This window comes from Aurantimicrobium sp. INA4, assembly GCF_027924525.1.
In the GTDB taxonomy this organism is placed as follows: Bacteria; Actinomycetota; Actinomycetes; order Actinomycetales; family Microbacteriaceae; genus Aurantimicrobium.
This window is the reverse complement of record NZ_AP027040.1, coordinates 1,215,497-1,239,459: the sequence shown is the minus strand read 5'-3', so window position 1 is coordinate 1,239,459 and position 23,963 is coordinate 1,215,497. Positions and strand designations below refer to the sequence as shown.

18 protein-coding genes are annotated in these 23,963 nt (G+C 45.4%); 11 read left to right on the top strand and 7 right to left on the bottom strand.

The window, feature by feature from the left end:
* Positions 1-21: 21 nt before the first annotated feature.
* Positions 22-3,711, bottom strand: coding sequence for a multifunctional oxoglutarate decarboxylase/oxoglutarate dehydrogenase thiamine pyrophosphate-binding subunit/dihydrolipoyllysine-residue succinyltransferase subunit (locus AINA4_RS06070; RefSeq protein ID WP_281786570.1), 3,690 nt, complete (start codon positions 3,709-3,711; stop codon positions 22-24).
* A 249-nt stretch (positions 3,712-3,960) separates the two neighbouring features.
* On the opposite strand from AINA4_RS06070, the gene AINA4_RS06065 reads away from it, so the two are divergent.
* The gene (locus AINA4_RS06065; RefSeq protein ID WP_281786569.1) at positions 3,961-4,797 is read left to right on the top strand and encodes an NAD(P)-dependent oxidoreductase; all 837 of its coding nucleotides are present in this window, start codon (positions 3,961-3,963) and stop codon (positions 4,795-4,797) included.
* A 3-nt stretch (positions 4,798-4,800) separates the two neighbouring features.
* Here AINA4_RS06065 and AINA4_RS06060 read toward each other — a convergent pair whose 3' ends face one another.
* From AINA4_RS06060 to AINA4_RS06050, 3 genes are read right to left on the bottom strand one after another with little or no spacing between them, the layout of a single operon-like run.
* Positions 4,801-5,598 carry a hypothetical protein gene (locus tag AINA4_RS06060; RefSeq protein ID WP_281786568.1) on the bottom strand — a complete coding sequence of 266 codons (798 nt, stop codon included), beginning with the start codon at positions 5,596-5,598 and terminating at the stop codon, positions 4,801-4,803.
* The gene (locus AINA4_RS06055) at positions 5,585-6,400 is read right to left on the bottom strand and encodes an FkbM family methyltransferase (RefSeq protein WP_281786567.1); all 816 of its coding nucleotides are present in this window, start codon (positions 6,398-6,400) and stop codon (positions 5,585-5,587) included. Before AINA4_RS06055 ends, AINA4_RS06060 begins: the two co-directional genes overlap by 14 nt.
* A complete protein-coding gene (locus tag AINA4_RS06050; RefSeq protein ID WP_281786566.1) occupies positions 6,397-8,589 on the bottom strand; it encodes a glycosyltransferase in 2,193 nt (730 codons plus the stop codon). Before AINA4_RS06050 ends, AINA4_RS06055 begins: the two co-directional genes overlap by 4 nt.
* 88 nt (positions 8,590-8,677) lie before the next feature.
* Here AINA4_RS06050 and AINA4_RS06045 point away from each other — a divergent pair, with 88 nt between their 5' ends.
* The 10 genes from AINA4_RS06045 to AINA4_RS06000 all read left to right on the top strand — a co-directional run bounded on the left by AINA4_RS06045 (position 8,678) and on the right by AINA4_RS06000 (position 21,920).
* On the top strand, positions 8,678-10,708 hold the full coding sequence (locus AINA4_RS06045; protein ID WP_281786565.1) for an acyltransferase family protein: 2,031 nt from the start codon (positions 8,678-8,680) through the stop codon (positions 10,706-10,708).
* 33 nt (positions 10,709-10,741) lie between these two features.
* Positions 10,742-11,314, top strand: a complete 573-nt coding sequence (gene rfbC, locus AINA4_RS06040) for a dTDP-4-dehydrorhamnose 3,5-epimerase (protein ID WP_281786564.1) — start codon at positions 10,742-10,744, stop codon at positions 11,312-11,314.
* Positions 11,315-11,389: 75 nt separating this feature from the next.
* Positions 11,390-12,265 (top strand): glucose-1-phosphate thymidylyltransferase RfbA, encoded by an 876-nt coding sequence (gene rfbA, locus AINA4_RS06035; RefSeq protein WP_281786563.1) that lies wholly within the window; start codon positions 11,390-11,392, stop codon positions 12,263-12,265.
* Complete coding sequence (locus AINA4_RS06030) at positions 12,262-13,446, top strand: acyltransferase (RefSeq protein ID WP_281786562.1); 1,185 nt, start codon at positions 12,262-12,264, stop codon at positions 13,444-13,446. The genes rfbA and AINA4_RS06030 overlap by 4 nt, the downstream gene beginning before the upstream one ends.
* Entirely contained in the window at positions 13,446-14,519 is a 1,074-nt protein-coding gene (locus AINA4_RS06025; RefSeq protein ID WP_281786561.1) for an NAD-dependent epimerase/dehydratase family protein, read from the top strand. Before AINA4_RS06030 ends, AINA4_RS06025 begins: the two co-directional genes overlap by 1 nt.
* The gene (locus AINA4_RS06020) at positions 14,494-15,408 is read left to right on the top strand and encodes a glycosyltransferase family 2 protein (RefSeq protein WP_281786560.1); all 915 of its coding nucleotides are present in this window, start codon (positions 14,494-14,496) and stop codon (positions 15,406-15,408) included. Before AINA4_RS06025 ends, AINA4_RS06020 begins: the two co-directional genes overlap by 26 nt.
* Positions 15,389-16,489: a glycosyltransferase family A protein gene (locus tag AINA4_RS06015; protein WP_281786559.1), complete on the top strand. Its 1,101-nt coding sequence runs from the start codon at positions 15,389-15,391 to the stop codon at positions 16,487-16,489. The genes AINA4_RS06020 and AINA4_RS06015 overlap by 20 nt, the downstream gene beginning before the upstream one ends.
* 82 nt (positions 16,490-16,571) lie before the next feature.
* Entirely contained in the window at positions 16,572-19,250 is a 2,679-nt protein-coding gene (locus AINA4_RS06010; RefSeq protein ID WP_281786558.1) for a hypothetical protein, read from the top strand.
* Between the two features lie 113 nt (positions 19,251-19,363).
* Entirely contained in the window at positions 19,364-20,674 is a 1,311-nt protein-coding gene (locus tag AINA4_RS06005; protein ID WP_281786557.1) for a glycosyltransferase family 4 protein, read from the top strand.
* Positions 20,675-20,747: 73 nt separating this feature from the next.
* The gene (locus AINA4_RS06000; RefSeq protein WP_281786556.1) at positions 20,748-21,920 is read left to right on the top strand and encodes a hypothetical protein; all 1,173 of its coding nucleotides are present in this window, start codon (positions 20,748-20,750) and stop codon (positions 21,918-21,920) included.
* A 26-nt stretch (positions 21,921-21,946) separates the two neighbouring features.
* Here the strand turns inward: AINA4_RS06000 and AINA4_RS05995 are convergent, their stop codons facing one another.
* The 3 genes from AINA4_RS05995 to AINA4_RS05985 are packed head-to-tail and all read right to left on the bottom strand — an operon-like array spanning position 21,947 to position 23,939.
* A complete protein-coding gene (locus AINA4_RS05995) occupies positions 21,947-22,285 on the bottom strand; it encodes a DUF2304 domain-containing protein (RefSeq protein WP_114129317.1) in 339 nt (112 codons plus the stop codon).
* Positions 22,282-23,022, bottom strand: coding sequence for a glycosyltransferase family 2 protein (locus AINA4_RS05990; RefSeq protein ID WP_281786555.1), 741 nt, complete (start codon positions 23,020-23,022; stop codon positions 22,282-22,284). Before AINA4_RS05990 ends, AINA4_RS05995 begins: the two co-directional genes overlap by 4 nt.
* 26 nt (positions 23,023-23,048) lie before the next feature.
* On the bottom strand, positions 23,049-23,939 hold the full coding sequence (locus AINA4_RS05985) for a glycosyltransferase (RefSeq protein WP_281786554.1): 891 nt from the start codon (positions 23,937-23,939) through the stop codon (positions 23,049-23,051).
* Between the last annotated feature and the right edge of the window lie 24 nt (positions 23,940-23,963).

Genomic DNA, 23,963 nt, shown 5'->3' with positions numbered 1-23,963 from the left:
TGTGGGCCTCTTCAGTTTTGATTAGTTGAATGACAATGCTCGTTGAAGAATTTCAGCTGCTTCTACTGCGTGACGTTTAGCAGAACCTACTGCGGGAGATGCCGAGGCGGGGCGTGAAACATTTCGCAAAACGCGACCTTCAAGCTGAGGTGAGACCTCAAGCAACATGAATGGCCAAGCTCCTTGGTTTGCTGGTTCGTCTTGGAACCACACCAACTCGGCATTGGGGTAGGTTGCAAGCACTGCGTTGAGCTGCTGCATCGGAGCTGGATAGAACTGTTCGAGGCGAACCACTGCAATTTCTGGGTTTGGCGCTTTCTCTAGCTCAGCAACCAGGTCGTGGTAAGGCTTACCAGCAGTCAGGATCACGCGCTTTACTGCGTTGCGGTCAAGCTGGCGGGGGTCGTCTATGACTGGTTCAAAGACACCGCTTGTGAAATCTTCGACGTTGCTTGATGCACCACGTAAGCGGAGCATTGCCTTGGGCGTGAACACAATCAGCGGTTTGCGTGGTTGTGAATATGCCTGGCGACGAAGCAGATGGAAATAGGATGCTGGTGTCGAGGGACGAGCAACAATCATGTTGTCTTCAGCACAAAGTTGCAAGAACCGCTCTATACGTGCAGAAGAGTGGTCAGGTCCCTGTCCTTCGTAACCGTGTGGCAGAAGCATGACAACTGAAGAACGCTGTCCCCACTTCTGCTCAGATGAAGAGATGTATTCGTCGATGACAGTTTGCGCACCGTCTGCGAAGTCACCAAACTGTGCTTCCCACAGCACCAGAGCATCTTCACGCTGAACGGAGTAACCGTATTCATATCCGAGTACGGCGTATTCGCTCAAGAGGGAGTCATAAATCCAGAATCGTCCCTGGTTTTCACTGAGGTTGAGGAGGGGCAGCCATTCCTGTCCGTTTTCACGGTCATGGAATACAGCGTGACGTTGAACGAAGGTTCCGCGGCGAACATCCTGACCAGTCAAACGAACAGGCTTGCCTTCAAGCAAGATCGAACCGAAAGCAAGGAGCTCTCCAAAGCCCCAGTCGATGTCACCATTTCGGCTCATCTCAAGGCGCTTGGCGAGAAGCTGCTGAAGCTTGCTGTGAACAGTGAAGCCTTCTGGAACATTGTTGAATGCATCACCGATACGGTGAATTACTGAGATATCTACACCGGTTGTTGCTGGGGTGAGAACTTCGTTACTGAGCAAAGCCCCACCAGTAACTGTGTCGTTTGCGCCCACGGTTGTGTGGGTTCCGGTCTGCGCAGCATGAGTTTCTGCAAACGCGGTTTCAAGCTGTGCCTGGAAGTCTGCCTGTGCTTTGTCAAACTCTTCCTGAGTGATGTCACCACGACCCACGAGGGCCTCGGTGTATAGGCGGCGAACGGAGCGCTTCGCTTCAATGAGGTTGTACATCAGTGGCTGGGTCATCGAAGGGTCATCACCTTCGTTGTGACCGCGACGGCGGTAGCAGACTAAGTCGATAACGACGTCTTTGTTGAATCGCTGACGGAATTCGAATGCCAAGCGGCCAACTCGAGCGACTGCTTCAGGGTCATCGCCATTGACATGCCAAATGGGGGCTTGGATTGTCTTCGCAACGTCTGTTGCATATACAGAGGTGCGTGAAGCTTCAGGAAGTGTTGTGAAACCAACCTGATTGTTGATCACAATGTGGACTGTTCCACCAATGCGGTATCCGCGAAGCTGAGACATTTGCAGGCCCTCAAGGACTACACCTTGACCGGCCATAGCTGCGTCACCGTGAATGAGGATGGGCAAGGTCGTGAATGTTCCTATGGGCTTGAGGTCCTGCTTTGCTCGGACAATTCCTTGAAGAACGGTGTTGACGGTCTCGAGGTGGGACGGGTTTGCAGCGAGGGAGACAGGAATGGTCTTACCCTCTGCAGAGGTAAAGATTCCTTCTGTACCTAAGTGGTACTTCACGTCTCCTGAGCCTTGAACACTCTTAGGGTCCTGGGTTCCCTCAAACTCACGGAAAATCTGGCCATAGGTCTTGCCAGCGATGTTGGTGAGAACGTTGAGGCGACCACGGTGGGCCATACCAATACCCACGCCATCGAGTTCTGCAGTTGCAGCGTCCTGGAGGATTTCATCAAGTAGAGGTATAACAGACTCTCCACCTTCGAGGCTGAAGCGCTTTTGTCCTACGTACTTGGTCTGAAGGAAGGTTTCAAAGGCTTCTGCTTCGTTGAGCTTGCCAAGAATACGCATTTGCTCGTCGTGGCCAGGCTTTTCGTAGGGGCGCTCTACCTTTTCCTGAATCCACTTGCGCTGTTCAGGGTCCTGGATGTGCATGTATTCCAGACCCACTGTGCGGCAGTACGAGTCGCGGAGGATGCCAAGAATCTTGCGCAGGGGAGCTGTGCGTGTTCCACCAATACCGCCGGTGACGAATTCACGGTCTAGATCCCAGAAAGTAAGCCCGTGTGTTTCGATTTCGAGATCAGGGTGAGTGCGCTGTTTGTACTCGAGCGGATCAATGTCTGCCATGAGGTGGCCACGGACACGGTATGCATTAATCAGCTCTTGAACGCGTGCAGTCTTGTCGATTGCAGAACCGAGGTTCACGCTTACATCTGTGCTCCAGTGGATGGGCACATAGGGAATACGGAGTGCAGCAAAGATGTCTTCGTAGAAATTCCGTTGACCGATAAGCAACTCGTGCACAATCTTTAAGAATTCACCAGAGCCAGCACCTTGGATAACCCTGTGGTCATAGGTGCTGGTCAAGGTCAACACTTTGCTAACAGCAAGGTCGATGAGGGTTTCTTCACTGGCGCCTTGGAACTCAGCTGGGTAATCCAGAGCACCTGCACCGATGATGCAGCCTTGTCCCCTCATCAGGCGAGGAACCGAGTGAACGGTTCCGATTCCACCTGGGTTGGTCAGGGATACAGTGATTCCCTTGAAGTCATCTGCAGCCAGCTTGTTGGTGCGAGCTTTGACAACGAGATCTTCATAAGCGGCAAGGAACTCACCGAAAGTCATAGTGTCTGCACGCTTGATACCAGGAACCATGAGTGCACGAGTGCCGTCAGGTTTTGGAACATCAACAGCAAGACCAAGGGTTACGTGAGCAGGGGAAACTAGTGCTGGCTTGCCGTCTACCTCGTCGTAGTAGACGTTCTGGCTGGGGAAAGCCTTGAGTGCTTGAACCAATGCCCAGCCAATAATGTGGGTGAAGGAAACCTTGCCACCGCGAGTACGCTTGAGGTGGTTATTGATGACAATCCGGTTATCAATGAGAAGTTTGGCGGGAATTGCGCGGACGCTTGTGGCTGTCGGAACGGTCAAAGACTGATCCATATTCGCTGCCAAAGTCTTTGGCATGCCTTTGAGAATAGTGACGACGTCTTCTTCTTCAGATTCTGCGGCGGAGAAGTCTTGAGCAATAACTGGAGCGTCTGCAGGAATAGGGGCTGATTGTGCGGGGCGGGAGGTAGTGGTGGCTACTGGTTGAGTCTCGGTGCCTGCTGTTGGTGTGGGAGCAGGTGCTTGAGTTTGCGCTGGTGCTGGAGTAGCGGGGGAGGTGTAACCGGACTTAGCTGCATACTTCTCAAGGGTTGGCCACCATGTTGGGTCTACTGAGTTTTTGTCTACGACGAAGCGCTCATAAAGCTCTTCGACCATCCATTCATTAGCGCCGAATTCATCGGCTGCTCCGGCATTCTCCGTCTGGTTCGACACAGCTAAAGTCGCCCACTCTCCGTTGATTGTTTTGGTCTATTTTCTTGTAGAGACGTACAAGAACCCACAAGTTCAAGCCTAACCCAATTGAAAAAAGTACTTGGTGCCAGGCGCCCGAAGTTTTAGAGATTTTTCTGCAGTAAATGATTTCTTGCACAAAAAATCGAGAAGTTCCCGTGGGTAAGCTAGAAACATAACCGGGTTTGAAGCTACAGGACCTTGCATCCACCTTTTTTGAAAGTTGAAATTTTGTCTAAGTTCATCGTGACTGGTTCGGCTGGCTATATTGGCCGCTATGTTGTGACTACTTTGGCTGAGCAAGGCCACGAAGTGTTTGCTGTTCTTCGTGATTCATCTAAAGTCAACTTCACTAGTGATGTGGTAATAATCGAATCTGATTTATGGCAACTCGACATGGAAAAATACGCTTCCATTGTCCACGGGGCGACACTTATACATTTGGCTTGGCAAGACGGCTTTGTACACACTTCTGATGCTCATATGGGGCATCTTTCAGATCACTTCAATTTCGTTCGGTCCTGCATAAATCTCGGTTTGAAAAAAGTTGTGGGTTTAGGCACTATGCACGAGCTTGGTCCTCAAACCGGCCTAGTTGGAGAGGACGCAGTTCCCAACCCGCAAAACCAATATGGAATAGCAAAAAATGCTCTCCGGCTTTCGCTTTCAGAATTATGTGAAAGAAAGGGTGTCGAGTACCTATGGCTCAGGTGCTACTACATTCTTGGGGATGATTCGCGAAATCATTCAGTATTTACCAAGATGTTGCAGCTTGATGCTGCGGGTGAGAAAACAATGCCCCTCACGTTGGGAACTACGAAATTTGATTTCATTGATGTCGAAGAACTTGGCAGAAAAATTGCACTTGTCTCTGCTATTGAAGGCTCATCAGGCGTGCTGAATATAGGTTCTGGAAAAGTCATGACATTGCGTGAACGTTTGGAGCAGTTTCACAGAGAGCACAATTTAACAATTGAGCTGGACTTTGGTGCTTTTCCTGAGAGGCAGGGAATTAGTGAGGGTTGCTGGCCTGACCTAGCAAAGATAAGCAACCTCCTAGAATTCTAAGATTCAAGAAGCCAAAGTTTCCTCACTGTTTATGCTCATAGTGCTTAGTGCTTTTTTTTCATTAGGTGTCAAAAACATCGTGGGAGTTCCCTTAACCACCTTCGTACAACAAAAACTTTCCTCAAAGAATAAGCCTCTGAGATTCTTAATTTCTCTCAGAACTTTTTTACGGCTTTCTCCAGGAATGTAAGTCTTACCGAGTTGAAAAGCTCTATCTTCTATCCAAGCTTCTCTGGTTAGCCGACCGATTTCCTTGGGGATAATTCCTCCGGTGAAGTTCGAGTTTTGTTTAGACACCCAATGATTGAGTAAACCTGGCCCCTCCAAGCTAATAAATTTAGAAGGTGATTGAATACTCATAGTTGAGAGGGAAATATAGTGGCTTCCAAGCGGAAACAAATTCAGCCACATCTTGAGATTGATTTGCGTGCCTCCTGAAGTCAACGCTGTGAGCCTTTTTTTGTCCACGAGCAAAGCATTTGAATTTGGCCATGGTGTATTTATGTGTGACCCGTCATGAAAGCGCTTAATAAATCTGCGAAATTCTGCAGAATTTAGACACCCACAGGATAAAACAGCAGGAGGCCAACCATACTCTTCTAGACAGGGATTCCATGCAGAGTAGGTAAATCCCCTGCTATGAAGCGCAGTAGCAGACAATAAATCAGAAAAGTACTCCTCTGCTTTGTCTAAGTAGAAAGTGTCATGAACTAATGCGATGTATTTTTCGTTTGCGAATTCGTTCAAAACGGTAAATTTTTCACCATTTATGTAAAGTGCGTCAACTTTAGTCTTGTACATCTGCAACTCTCCCACCTCTGTCAAAGATCAGGTCTACATGGTCTCCTGTGAGCAGAATGTTCATGCTTTCGGTTAGTACATTTTTGATCTCAAGTAGTAGTCGTTGTCCCTGAATAATGAAAACCCTGAATCCATGTCTCCTAAACGCCTGAATCATTGGCATGAACGATTCGGGATTTTCCCACTCAGGGAGAGATACCTCTGAAATGATGGTGATAAGGTTGGGCAATTCATCAGGGATTAATTCGCTAAGGATGGACTCTTCCAATCCTTGGATATCGACTTTTACTAAATCTGCCCTAACCTCCGCAATCGCCTCTGCAAGGTTGACGGTCTTAATTGAATTGTGATCCTGAAAGACTCCGCTGTGTTGGACGCGAGAGTTCCCGAAATTTTTACTGTCTCTGGTGATCACCCAGTTTTCTGAATTTTTTGGTGTAATTGCACAGTTGTAGAGAGTTGTATTCGGTTGATTCCTGACATTTTCGTATGCAATTCTTAGATTAAATTCATCTGGATCAATCAGATGAATCCTCAAATTTGGATTAGCTTGAAATGTTTGTTGTCCAAAGTAGCCAATCATCGTCCCTACATCCATGAAAACTTCAGATTGTTGCGCAAAGTGTCTCAACCAGGCAGAGACCTCGGGGTCCCATGTTCTGTTGTTTTGAATATAAGGAGTAACTACTAGATCATCTGCAGGAAGTAGAAGATCGACCTGACCTACACGAACACAAATACAGGGCTTCAAGATGACATTTATGGGGTCAAAGACGCAATCCATCAATGATTTTTCACTCAAGACAGTGTCCTTGAATGTCTAACGCTTGGGAAAACTTTCTTGAGGTATTCCCTTCTTTTTGAATTCAAAGGAAAAAAAACTCTCGAGATACTGAAAAAGAAATCGCTAAAACTTTGACTCCGTCGAGACTTCGGTTGAATTACTTCGTTATCAGTTTCTTGTTGTTGGATAATTGTCGATTCCTCAAGCCAGCTGGCTTTTGAAAGGGATAGACGGCCTGCATGAACCAATGATTCAGCAGAATCAGACCAACTTAGATTTCTAGCCTTGTTTACCCATAACTGAAGTTGTTTTTCAGAAAGCAATGAGTTGGTCAGTAGATTGTAAATTCTTACGGCAGATTCGTAGTCTGATGCAATATTCAAAGAAACAGCGTCAGAAGGCATAACTTCTCTGAGCCCACCGCCATCAGTTGAAATGACAGGCACTCCCTCAAGTGCAGCTTCTATGGGGACCAATCCCCAACCTTCGGTAATTGATGGAACAAGTACAAGTTTTGCACCCTTGAGCAGCAATCTTTTTGAAGCTTCTTCAACTCTGCCTAAGAATGAAAATGCACTTGGAATAGTGGATTCCGCGAGAAGATAATCTTGCTCCACGGTTCCACCAATGCTTGGAGTTGGGCCAACCACCACCATTCGCCCAACCCAGCCTAATTCTCGGACCATAAGGAAGACCCGCATCAGCCAAGTTAAGTTTTTATGGCGATAATTTGTTCCTAAAACGAGAATGTATGGTTCAGAATCCAGTTGTTGAAGTTCGTCTGGATAAATGTTTGACTTAGCGAGTGCTTGGGATTGAGTTGGCCCATTTTGAAGTATGAAAAGTTTCGACTCAAGTCCTTTACCGCCATAGGTACTTTGCAAATCATTCGCTACATGCTTTGTTAGGACACCAATTGCATCTGCTTGATCAAGCGATTCAGTAACTGCTCTATCAAGCAGCTTGAAGTTTTCGAAGTCTAGAGAGTAAGTCGGATTATGTGTGGCAATTAAATCCAAATGCCAGACGATATTTCTCCTCGCTATTCGTTTTACTTTTGGCCAAGTATCTCCGCTGTAGTCTTGATAAGGCCTAAAAGCAATATCGTATTGTTTCTCGTTTCCCAGTTCATCTAGAGATACAACATCAATTACTGAGTTTGTGTGTAATTTCGACCACTCACGGAGATCTTGTAACGCGTGGGTAGGAGCAACCAGTGTTACTGAATGAACCATAGGATTTTGCCACAAAGCATTGATTAACCTTGAAGAACCTTCAAAAGTCCCTGTGAGATCGGGGTTCACCTTTTCAGCATCAATCACAATTTTCAATCCGACTAGAGCCGCTTTAGCCAAATGTTTAGACCTAGCTAAAGGGGTGTCTTCATCAGAAATATAATCATCAATAAACGGTTGCCAGTATTCGTATCTTCTTGAAACCAGCTCGTCGTTGAGTTTTTTTCTCTCGTTTTGAGTTGTATCTCCGAATGACTCACCCGTGGCGTGAAAAACTAGAGCACTATCAGCGGCAAGGTGTACAAAGCCGTAGGCCGAACATCTTAGAGAGTAGTCAACCTCCTCACCATAACCAGGCGAGAACTCAGGATCGAGCAAGCCAACTATGTTTATTGCTTTTCTTGTGAATAGCGTGCAGAAACTAGTTGCTGTTGGAACTACGGGAGTGATGTGTGCTGAATATTGTTTTACTTTTTCGGATAGCGCTGCAAATTCATCTACAGTTGGGATTCTTTTACCTAGTTGAGGAATTTCTCCGATTCCGAAAAGTCCTGAACCATTACTGAGCGAAGTTACTGTCGCAACATCTGTACGTGAATCAGCAACCTTTCTCAAGGCTTGGTCCCAGTCAGGTCCAACCACAATGTCGCTATTCAAAACAATTACGTCAGAATTTATAAATGTTGCAAACGCGCTGTTCAGGTTTCCAACAACACCTAAGTTTTTATTTTGCCTAAAATAAAAAACTTCCCTGTTGAATTTTTTTTCGAGTCGACTTAATTCGGCAATGGCTTCGTGGGAGGGCCCCTCGTCATCCCAAATGCAAATTGGGACTTTTTCACTCGTGAAGCGTATGAGGCTTTCTGCGCAAGCTGACCATGTCATACCTCCTGACCATAGGGTGACCACTGCAACTGTTTCTGCGTGAATTAATTCCTCAGAAAGAATGTCATTGGAAAATGCTTGTTTCATGACTCCCCCAGTCATTTAATGCGACATCTTTGGTACTACACTAACGTAAAAACTATTCGATTTAGATAGAGGGGTAACTGCAATTCAAATGCAAAGCCTCCTTAGATTAAACAACTCAAAGAATTATCGATCAGATATACAAGTCTTGCGCGGCTTGTCCGTTGTCGGAGTTGTTGTCTTTCATTTCTGGCCGAATTTGCTGCCGGGCGGATTTATCGGCGTTGACGTTTTCTTTGTCATCTCAGGTTTTTTGATGACGGAGTATTTGTACCCGCGCGCGCTAATTCGCGAAAAATCACTACTAAGCACTTTTTGGTTTAGGAGATTTAGGAGGATATTGCCCTTGGCAATATTCGTGAGTTGCGTTTCTATGGTTTTGTCTTTATTGACTTCGCCAGTTTCCGTTCAGAAGAGTAACTTTCTTGATTTCTTGGGTTCGTTAAGTTTTTCACTCAATCTCATCTTTCAAAATAGGCAAGTTGATTACCTTTCAAACGATGCGTTGCCGTCAATGTTTCAACAATATTGGTCGCTTGCAATTGAGGAGCAATTTTATTTTGTTTTTCCGCTTGCCCTACTTTTATTTGCGTTTGGGACATCTTTCCTTAAGCTCAAATCCACCAATGTTCTGGGCATATTTCTAATCTGTGCATGGTCGGTTTCATTCTGTTATTCCGTATCTGCCTATATAACTGGTACCAACCTGTATTTCAGTTCTCTCGCCAGATTTTGGGAACTTCTTTCAGGTGCCCTTGTTTACCTTGCTTACAGATTCCTTGAGCAAAAGAAGCAGAAAATAATCAAAGAATTTTATGTTTTTCCTCTCTTAATTTCATTGTGGATTGGCTTGATTCTTTGCATATTCCTCATCAAACCTTCCGAAACCTATCCGGGGTTTCATGCTCTTTTTCCAGTTCTTTTCACTTCGATAATCATCTTGATTGGTTCTTTACATCGAACAACTACAAACCAATTTTTGGTTGTCATCGAAATGATTGGGTTGTTATCTTTCGGAATTTATTTATGGCACTGGCCTCTATTCGTAACAGCTAGCTATATAGGTTTTGAGGGCCCAATCAACAATATTTATTTACTTATAGTGACTTGTCTTTTTTCAATGGCTACCTTTTATCTAATTGAAGAACCCATGCGGAAATGGTCGCCCAAAAAAAATAGAGTCAAGCTTGCTGTTCTGTCTTCTGTTGCGATTTTTGTGATTGTGGCATTTTGTGCAACACAAATTTTGCCCCAGGCTAGTTCTGCGAAAGTTGCATGGACAGAGCAGGGGATTTGTAGCGGCGCGAATGCAATTGGAAATTTGTCTTGTAAAAACAACAATGTTGTTGAGAATTTTGAAAAGTTAGCATCAGGTGGAAAAGATCTCGACCCGAATTGGTGTTTAGTTGAGCCAACTAATGATTGGAAATCTTGTACCTACTTTGATCAATACTCAAACGGGATTGCAATAGTGGGGGATTCTCATGCTGCCGCATTGATACCGGCGATGAAAGTTGTGGCCTCAAAAGATAAAGAATTTTTGAAAACATACACTAGATTCGGCTGCCCAGGGATTTCTTCAAGATATTTCGAAGCTACATTTCATGATTCTGTTTATTGGGAACAGTGCACAGAATGGTCCAAACGTGTGCTTCAAGAAATTTCAGAAAATGAGCAAATTGACAAGGTTATTTTTGCAGGTTGGTATAGCAGCTACCCTGACGACAATGTTTCAAAAGAAGTAAGGCTGTCAGAAGACAAAGTAAAAGAAACTTTTGATTCACTATTGTCCAAAGGGAAGCAAATTTACGTAGTTACTGATGTGCCAGATACAGGGGGAATAAATATCCCAGATTGCATAATTGCAGCTGGTAAGGGAGCAATTGACCCATGCTCAATAGATGGATCGATTAAGCAATTATCAAATGTTGTTTTGACCACAGCGCGAACAACTCAAGGTGTAACAATAATCGACTTGTATTCGCACATTTGCCCCCAAATAAATAAATGCTCTTCGGTGATCGGCGGCATTCCCATTTATGCTGACACCAACCACCTAAGCGATTCGTTTTCGAGAACACTTGGTTTGTTTTTTCACAATCAATTATCTTCGAATTCTTGAGAAACAAATTCAGAGGGTTGATAACATTTACCAATGCCAATTTATCAATTACCAATCCCGAATAGTTTCGTAGTTCAAAATCAAGTCCACAAGGATGAACGAGGCGAATTTGCGGAGTGGTTCCGAGCCGATCATTTCAAGCAAGCCACAGGTAGAGATCTTGACTTGAAGCAGGGGAACATTTCTGTTTCCAAAAAAGGTGTAGTTAGAGGAATACATTTTGCGGATGTCCCTCCTGGGCAAGCAAAATACGTAACTTGTCCTTATGGTTCAATAATCGACTTCATTGTTGATATTCGTGTTGGTTCTCCGACCTTCGGGCAATGGGAAGCTGTCGAAGTAAATTCAAAGCTTCGAAATGCTGTTTTTCTTAGTGAAGGTTTAGGGCACGCATTTGTTTCTCTTCAGGATGAAACAGTTGTGAGCTACCTAGTTACTGACACATTTAAGCCAGATCGTGAGCACGGGATTAATCCTCTTGACCCGGATCTCAACATTGACTTTGGGTTACCTACTGAACAACTTCTTTTTTCTGGGAAAGATAAGGAAGCACCAACGCTGAAGGATGCGTTGAACATGGGCTTGCTGCCAAAGTGGCTTGGTTGATTTAAATCGGATATCTAAACCAGGCTCGGATTGGTTCCGATAAACTGGTTTTATCCACATTGTTAGGGGAAGTTGTTGCGCGGCATTATCTTGGCCGGCGGGTCTGGAACCAGACTTTGGCCTATTACTAAGGGCATTTCTAAACAACTAATGCCCATTTATGACAAGCCGATGGTTTACTACCCCCTCTCAACTTTGATGATGGCCGGTATCCGTGCGGTTCTTGTCATCACTACGCCCGAATATCATGACCAGTTCAAAGCACTTCTTGGTGACGGTTCTTCACTGGGGATGTCACTTGAGTATGCGGTCCAGCCTTCACCTGACGGATTAGCCCAAGCATTTATCATCGGCGAAGATTTTATTGGAGATGAGAGTGTTGCACTCGTTCTAGGTGACAACATTTTCCATGGTGCTGGTTTAGGAACTTCGCTCTCAGACAACACTGATGTGGATGGCGGTTTGATTTTTGCTTACCATGTCTCTGATCCCACGAGCTATGGCGTCGTTGAGTTCGACTCAGAGTTACGAGCGGTTTCTATCGAAGAAAAACCCAAAAACCCGAAGAGTAATTACGCTGTTCCAGGTTTGTACTTCTATGACAATGACGTAATTGGCATTGCGCACAGCATCAAGCCAAGTGCCCGGGGTGAGCTCGAAATTAGTTCGATTAATGCTCATTACCTTGAAATGAACAAACTTAGTGTTCAGGTTCTTGATCGTGGAACAGCTTGGTTGGATACTGGAACATTTGAATCAATGATGCAAGCTTCGGAATATGTACGTGTCATTGAGGATCGCCAAGGCTTCAAAATAGGATGCATTGAAGAAATAGCTTGGAGAAATGGCTGGATTACAACCAGCCAACTTGAAGAATTGGCGGCACCATTGATCAAAAGTGGATATGGACAATATCTTCAGCAGCTCACTGAAAATTACAGTGCACTGTGAGTGAGTCGACGCCCCTGGCCTCTGGGAAATCTGTATCCAATTTTGTATCCATCTCACAGGCGCTTAACGGTCACAACAACTCGCTAGGAATTATTCGCCTCATTCTTGCCAGCCTGGTTATTGTTGATCACGCCTTTCCTCTTGGCGGGTTTGGAAAAGATCCATTCTGGGCTCTTACGCGTGGACAAGCCTCACTCGGCAGTCTTGCAGTGGCAGGTTTTTTTGCGGTCAGTGGTTATCTGATTGCAAAAAGCGGGATGTCAGGTGACGTTGTTCAATTCATGTGGCGTAGAACAATTCGAATTTTTCCTGCCTATTGGTTAGTACTTCTCGTAACTGCATTCCTCGTTGCACCCATGATCTGGGTTGCAGGAGGTCAGCAACTTCTCGATTATTTTTCTTTTGCTCCCAACGGACCCGTTTACTACTTCACAGCAAACTGGACTTTGAGCATTGGAACATACGGCATTTATGACCTTCTAGCGGCAACAACTCCATACGGAAGAGAAGTAGGTGCCAGCGCATTTAACGGTTCGTTGTGGACCTTGATTTATGAGTGGCGCGCATACTTAATCATTGCTGCTCTTGTTGCCTTCGGCTTACTGACACGGGCACGCATAATCGTGCCCATGCTTGCTATTTTCTTTTTTATTCTGCAGTTATTGGCAGCTCTGAACTGGGACATAGTGGTCGCCCTAGTGCCTACATTTATGGCTGATCAATACATGATTACCTTAGGGTTTACCTTCTTAGTGGGATCAGTGTTTGCCGTCTATTCCAAGCAGGTAGTTTTTGACGACCGCTTAGGAATCTTCACTGGCCTGCTCGCACTAGCCACACTGCGCTTTGGTGGGTTCTCCACAATGGGAACGATCGCTGCTGTGTATTTCATCCTTTATCTTGCAGCTCGACTACCCAAATCGTTTCAATGGATTGGCCAAAAGAATGATTACTCCTATGGCGTTTACATTTATGGCTTCTTAGTCCAACAGGTACTTGCCTTCATGGGCGTATACCAATGGGGTTTCTTCCCCTATGTGATTCTTTCGTGGATTGTCACAATGGGTTGTGCGTGGCTAAGTTGGCACATTCTTGAAAAGCATGCACTTTCTCTCAAGGACTGGGGCCCTGGACGGGGTGTTCGCTTCTGGTACGAGCGCATTCGAAACGGCAAAAAGTAATGAATCTAGGAAATGTTCTTGTAACTGGCGGAGCAGGTTTCATTGGGTGCGCACTGTCAAACCAATTAGCAATGCATGCCGAAAGGTGGGTCGTTCTCGACTCCCTTCACCCACAAGTCCATGAAAACCAAGTGAGACCAACAGCATTGCATGAAAGTGCAGAGCTGATTATTGGTGACGTCGTCGATGAAAAGATTTGGGAAAACATTTTTGACGATTTTGCCCCAGACCTGGTCATACATCTAGCTGCTGAAACCGGGACAGCACAGTCAATGTATGAGTCAAGCCGTCATGCGCTGGTCAACGTTGTTGGTACAACTAGGTTGATGGATGCTCTTGGGAAAGCTCAGATTTTTCCACAACAGGTTATTTTGACAAGTAGTCGTGCTGTCTATGGAGAAGGACGGTGGCAAACGTCTGAGGGAATAGCAGAATACCCAGGTATCAGATCTAAACAACAACTTGAATCCGGGCAATGGGACTTTTCAGAATTAAGCCCAGTTCCTTCCGCAGCACAAGAAACATGGCCGCACCCCACAAGTGTCTATGGCTCAACAAAACTTGATCAAGAACATTTGCTTTCTTCTTGGGGCGCAGCAAACAATGTGCCCATCACAATCTTAAGATTGCAAAATGTTTACGGGCCGGGTCAGTCCTTGTCGAATCCCTATACGGGAATTGTTTCCTTGTTCTCTCAACTGGCGAGAAATGGAAAATCAATTCCCCTTTATGAAGATGGAAATATAGTTCGTGATTTTGTGCTGATCGATGATGTCGTGTCTGCGCTTGTTGCAGCCTCCCAACTTCAACAAAAGGAAGCAGTCTTAACCTGTGATGTTGGTTCGGGTGTGCCCACAACTATTTCTCAAGTGGCAACGTGGCTGAGTGACTTCTACGACGCTAAGCCACCCCACGTAACAGGTCAATTTAGGGAGGGTGATGTTAGATACGCAGCTTGCAACATCGACCCCACGATCCAGCTTCTTGGCTGGAAGCCGCAGCACAACCTAGAAGAGGGGCTACTCAAGCTTCAACAATGGCTTCAAGATGAGTTATCAGCCAAGGGGTTATGAAGTGCCAGTTTCGTTGGCTGTTCAGACAGTAATTTATCAAAATGAGTTTCCTGCTTTAGTTCGAGCTTTTCGAGCAGTAGTCCATTCTGCGCAAAGAGCGAAACAAAAAAAGGAAATTGAAAATTGGGTTGTTCGCTGGGGTGACTGTTCACCCGAAGAGACGATCTCTCAGTCAGATATCAAATCACTCCAAGAATTAGCCGCAAATGCGGGCGGTGGTTTTGAATACCTTTTCTTTGGAGAAAACCTAGGATCTGCTCAAGGACATAATGTCCTAGCCGGAAAGTCAGAAGATGACCTCCTGCTTATTCTGAATCCAGACGCTGAAGTATCCCCGACATGCATCGAAAAACTGACTGCAACTCTCAAAGAAGGTGTGGGCTCTGTCGAGGCTAGACAACTACCTTTAGAACACCCAAAAAACTACGACCCAAGGACCTTAGAAACTGCCTGGTCCTCGACAGCTTGTCTGCTCACACGTAAATCTGCGTTTGATCAGGTACAAGGTTTTGATAGTAAAACTTTCTTTCTTTATTGTGACGATGTTGATTACAGTTGGCAATTGAAACTTAGGGGTTGGAAAGTTTTGTACCAGCCCAGCGCGACAGTATTTCACGACAAACGTCTTGGACTTGGCGGGGAGTGGCTTGCCACCTCGTCAGAAGCCTATTTCTCTGCGGAAGCAGCTTTATTGCTTGCCTATAAGTACTCAAGGCAAGATTTGGTCAAACATTTGACCAAGTTGTTTGCAAAGGGATCCGCTGAACAACGCCAAGCACTCGATGAGTTTAAACTCCGAGAAAAATCAGGAACACTTCCAACACCAGTTGATGGTAAGCATGAAGTTGCTCAATTTATCGAGGGGAATTATGCGAAACATCGCTTTTGATCCTTCACAACCGCTATTTCAAGAGTTTCTCAGTGGGATGACGGCACACTTTCCTGAACCCGTTGAGTCTTCGTTGGACCCCATTTTTGAGGTGAAGAACAAGTCGGCTGTCACAGGTGACAAACCGTTCCTAACGATTTTGATGAGAACACAGGGTCGACGACTCAACGCTTTTTCGGATGTTCTCACGTCTCTCTATGGACAAACTTCACAAGATTTTGCTGTTTTGTTGCTGGAGCATGATGTTACTGACGAAATTCATCAACAACTTGAGGAAGTAATCAACCAGTTTCCTGAAGATTTTACAGAACGAATCCGGCAAGTAAGAGTTGAGGGCGGGGGGCGTGCTAGACCGCTCAACGTAGGAATTGAATTGGCAAATAGTTCCTATATCGCTGCATTAGACGATGACGATATTGTTTTTGCTCACTGGGTTGAAGAATTCAAGAAGGGTGCTCTCCTTGCCCCCGGCAGAATGATCCGAACAATTTGCGCAGTGCAAAAAGTTGAGATCGAAGAATGGTCTGACCAATCCTTCGGCTTTCGTGCAATTTCGTGGCCAGAAATTCCTTACGCGATTGAGTATTCTCAACTCGATCATCTGAGAGTAAACCACTCGCCATTTATGTCTGTGGCATTTCCAACTGCGTTTTTCTCTGTTCTGGGGAATAAATTCGACGAAGAACTTGACGTGTGCGAAGACTGGGACATGATTCTTCGAGTGGGAAGTATTTGTGGGGTTCATCAGCAAAATGCACTTACTGCTATTTATCGCAATTGGGTAGGCGTCGAAACTTCCTACACAGAACACTCTGAAACTCAGTGGAGGGAATCTGAGCAAAGGGTCATTGAAAAGCTGAACCTTGCTCCATACGTTTTTCAGACCGGAACGATCGATGAGCTAAGAAAATTGGCAATTCTTCATCATGAAATAAGCGCTGAAGGCTCATACGGTTTCATGTTCAAAGATGGGGTGCTGAGGCGTCCATTTAGAGTGTTTATTCGGCTCATTTCACCCTTTATTCGCATCGCAGTTAGGGCAAGAAACCTGCTCAGGCGAGTAAAGGCAAAATTGATGTAAATTCGACACTCAGTCGATTAACAGCTTGGTAATCTGTTTCATCAGTAGCATTAACCTTAAACTGGGGGTTGAAGGTATTGCGATGAAGAAATTATTTGCACTTCTGACAAGCGTTGTGACGCTTGCAGGATTGTTGCTTGCATTTTCTCCGACCTCCAAAGCCGAAGCTGCAGTGGCGAATCAGTTTAATCCTGGCTACATCATCAGCGATCAAAACTTTTTTGACGGCAATTCAATGTCCCCTATGGACGTAGCTAGGTTTATTGACTCCAAATCTGGGGTTTGCCGTGCAGGCTATACCTGTCTGAAGGACTATCTGCAGGCAGTGCCTAACATGCGCGCGGAGGCAGGCTTGTGTAATGGTTACACTGCACATCCACTCCAGAGTGCAGCTGAAATTATTTCTCGAGTTGCTGCTAGCTGTGGCGTAAGTGCCAAAGTTCTTCTGGTTCTTCTTCAGAAGGAACAAAGCCTCATTACTGACACATGGCCAGTTGCAAGCCAGTACGCACGCGCCACAGGATTTGCCTGTCCAGATACAGCACCGTGCGACCCTAGTTTTGGCGGTTTCTTTTACCAGGTTTATAACGCTGCTCGGCAGATGAGAAATTACGGCCTCGCTCCTGAGCGTTGGAACTACAGAGCTGGTCAAATAAATACAATTCTTTTCCACCCAAATAGGGATTGTGGATCTTCTAATATCTTTATTCAAAACAGAGCAACAGCCGCTCTGTATAACTACACTCCATATCAGCCAAATGCCGCGGCTCTCAACAATCTGTACGGTACTGGCGATGCTTGTTCTGCTTATGGAAATAGAAACTTTTGGCGTCTGTACACAGACTGGTTCGGGCCAACCACCGCACCCCTGGGAACGCCCGAGGGTGACATTTCAGTTAGTGCAAATTCCTCTGGGATACAACTCAGTGGTTGGGCAGTAGACCCTGATGCTCCCACAGCAAGCGTTGCAATTGCAGTTCAGATCGGAACGGTTTGGAGACAGGTTATCGCTAATTCAGCCGGCAACGACCTGAGTGCAAACTACCCAGGTGCCGGTCCAAATCATGCTGTGAACGCGACTTTGCCATTTGACTCTGGCACCTATGTTGTTTGTCTATATCTTGTCAATGCTGGGGGCTCAGGTGGAATGGGCAGCACTGGTTGTAGGTCAGTCACAGTGCCAGTTGCACCTGCCCCAATTGTTACTGTGGAATCTGTTACTTCCACTGCTGGAAGAATCCAAGTAAATGGTTGGGCTGTCAATACAGATTCTCCAACCACTGGTGTCAACATCGCGATAAACATTGGTTCCCGATGGATTCAAGCTACAGGTGGACAACCAAATTCTGCAGCCCCTGGTCAAGTGTCTGGGGCAGGATCAAACCAAGGATTCACGGCACAGTTCGATGCACCTCCTGGCCAACAAACATTTTGCATCTGGGCAAATAAGTCCAATGGTTCCGCCACGATGGTCGGTTGTAGAACCGTTTTGGTTGCTGAGGCGAGACCTGCTGCCGGTGCAATAGAGACGGTTACTGTTAATGGAAACTCAGTAACAATCTCAGGGTGGGCAGTCTGGCCTGATTCTCCGTCGACATCTGTGCATCTTGCTGCAAATGTTGGCTCCTCATGGACTCCGATTTCTGCAAACCAAAATAATCCCGCAGCAAATACTGCATATCCCGGGGTTGGTAATTCACATGGCTTCACGGTCAATCTCACAGCACCGTCGGGTAGCCAGTCAATTTGTATTTGGACAACAAATCCCAATTCGGGTCCGACTATTTTGGGATGTAGGACAGTCGTAGTAGGCGCATCTACCGCTGGTGTACTAGCTGCAGTGGAATCTGTGACGCCTGGACCTGGTCAAGTCAATTTCAGTGGGTGGGCAGTTTGGCCATCGTCAGACTCTACTGTTGTGCGGGTTGCTGCAAACATTGGTTCAAGATGGTATCCAATTGATGCAAACCAAAACAGCACAACAATTCAACAATCTGTGCCGGGAGTTTCTGCACAACATGGATTCTCAGGTTCAATCCCGCTACCAGCAGGAACACACCAGGTGTGTTTCTGGGCAGCACAACCAAATGCACCCGCAAAATTCCTAGAGTGTAGATCTGTGGTTGTTCCTGAAGCCAACGCCACTATTGGCGAACTCAACAACATTTCTGGTGGCGCAGGAGGCATCCACTTCGATGGTTGGGCAGTAATGCCTTCGTCACCAACTTCACAGGTGAGAATCGCCATCAATGTAGGAAGCCAATGGTTCCCAACTGACACAGGTGTTGCAAATTCACTCGCACCTTCTCGAGTATCTGGTGCGGGGCCAAATCAGGGATACAACGCTCTGATGCCAATGCCACCTGGAACATACGAAGCCTGTGTCTGGGCTGCAGGTGTAACTAGGGCAGTAGTGCTTGGATGTAGCACTGTCACCGTTCTTCCCACACCGTCACTGTCTTCAATGCTCACCGAATTTACGCCTGTAAGCGGCGGGATACGCGTGAGTGGATGGGCAGTCTGGCCAAGTCAACCAACGCAGAGTGTCAATGTCGCAGCCAACATCGGCTCTTCGTGGACCTCAATTCCTCGCGGTTTGAGCAATCCTCTTGTTCCAGGGTTTGTGCTTAACGCAGGACAAAACCAAGGTTTTTCTGGGGTGATTCCTGCAGCCAGAGGCGAACAAACAATTTGTATCTGGGCCTCTAACGTTTCTGGACCAGCGTCAAATATTGGCTGTCGGACAGTCAACGTGCCGTAGTCTTGAAGTAGGTGCGAAGATTTACTCATTCGCACTCCGCATTTAGGACTAGCGTGAACAGTTTGAAGATACAGAACGTTCTTTTTCTAACATCCGACCCTATCGGTTCACGTATGGCAGGACCTGGAATTAGGTCTGTTTGCCTTGCACAAGCATTGAAGGATCATGGATTCAATGTTCAAATAGCTACAACTGGAACTTGTAGCGCCATCGAAAACATTCCTTCAGTACACGTTGACAAAAACGATTCTCGCAATTTTTCAGAATTGGAGAATTGGGCCGATGCAATAGTTTTCCAAGCTCTCGGTTTTGAGGAATTTCCTAAACTACGTAAGTCCCGCAAGTTCTTGGTTGCAGATGCATACGCACCAGTAGTTTTTGAGAATTTGGCACGTTTAGAAAAACAACCCGGAAGCTTAGCTAATTTTGCAATTTCGGAAGCATCCCGAATTCAGCGTGAGCTGATTTTTCGCAGTGATTTACTTTTGTGCGCAAATCAAAATCAAAGAAATTTCTATCTAGGAGTTCTCTCAGGTATTACTTCCATAGATTCAGTTCAGTATTCGGCTCACCCAAATCTGGATAGCAGGGTTTTGGTTGTTCCTTTTGGTTTGAGCAGGGAACTTCCCCAACATCATTCCCAAGTAATTAAGGGACGAGTCACTGGAATTGGGGAAAAAGACAAAGTTGTTCTGTGGTCTGGCGGACTATATGAGTGGTTTGATCTTGAAAACCTCATTAGAGCCTTTGCTTTGATTTCTCAATCGAATTCTTCAGTGAAGCTCTTTTTCATGGGTGGACGTCACCCTAATTCTGATATTCCGGATATGCCCGTAGTACTGAGAGCAAAACAGCTTGCTCGTCAATTAGGCATTTTGGACAAGAGTGTGTTCTTTACCGATTCCTGGGTCGAATATGAAGAGAGAGCCAGTTACCTACTCGAAGCGGACTTAGGGATAACAACACATTTTGACACTCTCGAGACGACTTTCTCATTCCGCACGAGGATGCTTGACTACATTTGGGCCGGATTGCCAGTTGTCTCAACAGAAGGAGACTTCTTTTCAGACCAAATTAAGCGTCTGAATTTGGGAAAAGTAGCAGATTTCGAGAGTCCAGAAGAAATCGCTGATTCAATACTTGGACTACTCAACGATAACGACGAATATTTTCAAGCTAAAAGTAATATCGAAAAGCTAAAGAATGATTTTTATTGGGACAAAGTGGCTGCACCCTTAATTAACGCACTTGAAAATGCTCCTTTGCCAAGGGCAAAGAAAGATAAGAGATACCTATTGCTTCCTTTGCAAAGAAATTCAGTAATCAACAAGTTCAAACCAGCAATTCTGCACTCACGAGAAATTTTGCGTACAGAGGGACTTTCCTCTTTGCTGAAAAAAGTCTGGCAAAAAATTGTTAAGTAAGTTTAGGGTTTTTGTTTTTTCAGATTTTGGGCTTCTAGTTACGGCAACCGGACTAGCGGGAGTACTTGGATATGTGCTCAATATTTTGGTTAAGCGAGAAGTCTCTGATTCTTCTTTTGTGGAATTCGCTATTTTCTGGGGCGCGCTCTATCTAGGTATTGGACTCCTTTCGGGAATCCAGCAAGAAGTCACAAGATCCTCAAGTCGAAATGAGGGAGATCAAACTTCAAAAAACCCGCGTGGAGCCCGCCCGTTCCAAGTTGCTTTAGCAACCATCGGATTAATTGCTGTTGTTCTTGCTGTTATTTCTTTAGTGGTACTTCCTCATCATTATTTCGGTCCTCCAAATTTGGAAAGTGGCCTCATTTTATTTTGTGGACTTTCCGGATACGCGATTGTGGCGCTGATATCAGGCTTGCTTTACGGAGCAAACAACGCGGTCAAAGTAGTTGCCCTGATGATTGTTTCTGATGTTTTACTCAGGCTCATCTTTGTCGGAAGTGTGGCAACATTTGGCTACGATGCCATCGCTATGGAAGTAGCGATATGTCTGCCTTTCATTCTTGTTCCAGCGTTTGTATTTCCAATAACAAGGAAGTACATTTCCAAGAATTTTGCCTTTGACGTTTCATTGGGAAACTTCTTCATCAACTCCATCCAAACAATGGCTGCCGCGGGTGCCATGTCTTTATTGATAAGTGGGTTCCCGCTAGTCATTAGAGAGTTGTATTTCGAAGTACAAAAAGAGCAGCTTGCATCAATAATTTTTGTTGTGACACTTGCCAGAGCTCCATTAATCGTTATTGCGATGTCATTGCAGAGCTACTTAATTGCAAAGATAAGAAAAAACTCTGACTTCATCAGTCGGCTTCGACTAATTTCATTGGGAGTATTTATTGCTTCCCTGATTCTCGGCGCACTTCTAAGTGTTTTTGGAAATCAGGTCTTTTCATATGTTGCTGATCAGGAAATACAGATTAACGGCCTCATTTACCTAGCTGTAGGAATCTCATCTGGCGTTGTTGCCTTACTTTTTGTTATTGGGGCAAAACTACTTGCCGAAGATGCTCATTTTCGTTATCTCTGCATGTGGTTAGTAACAGTAATTGTTACCCTCGCGTTTTTGTTCTTTGAATTAGAACCTGGTTTCCTTTTATCCCTAGTATTGATTGCTCCGCCATTAGTGGGGCTATTGGTAGGAACCATGCCAGGGATTACAAAAAGAAAAAACAAGGTCAATCAATAAATTGATTGAGGCTTAAACGCGAGAACTTATTCTTTACGTTCCGGTTTTTTCATTTCAATAATCGCGATTCTTTCTGCAAGTTTTCTTGTTTTTTCTTCAAGCTTTGTTAGTTCTGAACTGTTTTGAAGGCTGACGAAAAACAAAATTGCAATGCTTGTAAAGAACACAAGGTTTATGGGAACAGTTATTCCCAAAAGTTCAGATAGCCAATCGAGGGTCTTCGGGAAAATTCCTGCCACTAGTGCGAGAAATCCGGCGATCATCCACCAAATTGCGTGTCTTTCCCTCAAAGAATTCCTTCGAAGAAGAACAACAACGGCAATAATCACGAGTAAAGCGGAGGATATCCCAAAAACATAACTCACTTTTGATCTCCTGCCGATGCATCGACAATGGGATGAGGTTTTCTACTCATCGCGAAAAGTAACGCTACTAATGCCCTAAATAAATAAATGGCAGATTTCACTGGATTTGCGGATGCGACACCAGCCTGCCGCGCATGCATTGATACAGGAATTTGGCTTATCTTGAGCCCTGATTGTGCCGCGACCACGAGTGCTTCAATTGTGTCGCCCAAATACTCCGCAGGGTAATTTTTGCTGAACAATTTGATTGCTCGGGGGCCTAAAGCCTTGAATCCTGATGTTGTATCAGTTAGTTTACTTCCCGCGATACGAGAAATATTTGCAGCCAAAATTTGCATGACCCATTTCCTTGGGCCAGAAACTTGGTAATCGCCTTTTCCTGCAAATCGAGCCCCAATCACGATGTCGCTGAATTCTAAAGCAGACAAGAGTTCTGGGATGTTTACTGGGTCATGTTGCCCGTCAGCATCAACCTGTACAGCGGCCTCATAATTGTTTTCAACTGCATAGACAAACCCTGTTCTCATTGCACCGCCGACGCCTAAGTTAAAGGGCAATGTCGCCACATTTGCTCCAGCGTTAAGTGCGACTTCCTCAGTGTTGTCACTTGAACCGTCATTAACTACAAGTACGTCGTATTCATGCGTTAATTGGAGAATTTTCTCAATAACTTTGCCAACTGATGCCGATTCATTCCAAGCAGGAATGATAACTAAGGTCTTTGGGTTTCTCGGCACTTTACAAGAGTACTGACAGTTGTTGCTTAAGACATAAATATATGCCTGAGAAGATTTCGAGCCCCTTTGGTGTTTCGAGTTAGCAATGCGCCTGGTAACTCCCCAAGTGCGTTGAATCTAGACAGCAAGTGCCATTTGGCTGCCCTTGCAGACTTTTTCCACCCTCTTTGTAATGCTCTGTTTTGAGCTTCACTGAAGAGTATTGACTCTTGAACAAATTTGGATCCATCTATCCCAGTAGCACCGGAAAGACTTTGCTTATGCCTCCTGTAGCAAAACGAGATTTCGCTATCGACCAGAATGGCTTTATTTGATTCGACCAAGTTCAGAATCATTGACAGGTCTTGAACAATGTTGAGGTCAGTACGAAACCTCATGGATCCAAAGGAAGAAACTCGCCAAAGAATAGAGGGGAAATACGTCCAGTTTCCTTTGAGCAGTCCTACGTGAGCTTGTTCTCCTGAAACCATTCTGTGACCAGAAATAGGCCATGGACCAATTTTTCTCTTCACTCGGTCTGCTAAACCATTGTGTTGATGCCCGTTTTCATCAATCACCACAACACCCGGTTGAATGACAGCAACGTCCGGGGATGCTTCTTCAATCAATTGTTTGGATCGCTCAACAAAGTTAGGCAAAAGTAAATCATCGCATCCCATCAGCATTATGAACTCAGAAGACGAGATGTCTATTGCTTGGTTGTAATTCTTGCTGGGAAGAAGGTTTGTTGAGTTTCGCTTATATGAAATACGAGAATCATTGAGGCTTACGACCCATTTGCCTGGTTCCGGATCTGGATAGCAATCATCCAGGATGGTTAGCGTCCATTCGGAGTCTGTTTGCGCAATTACGCTTTCTACTGCCAGCCTGAAGTGTTCAGGATTACCGTAGAAAGGCATAAAGATTTGAAGACGCACAGGTTAAACTTATCGCTACGGGTC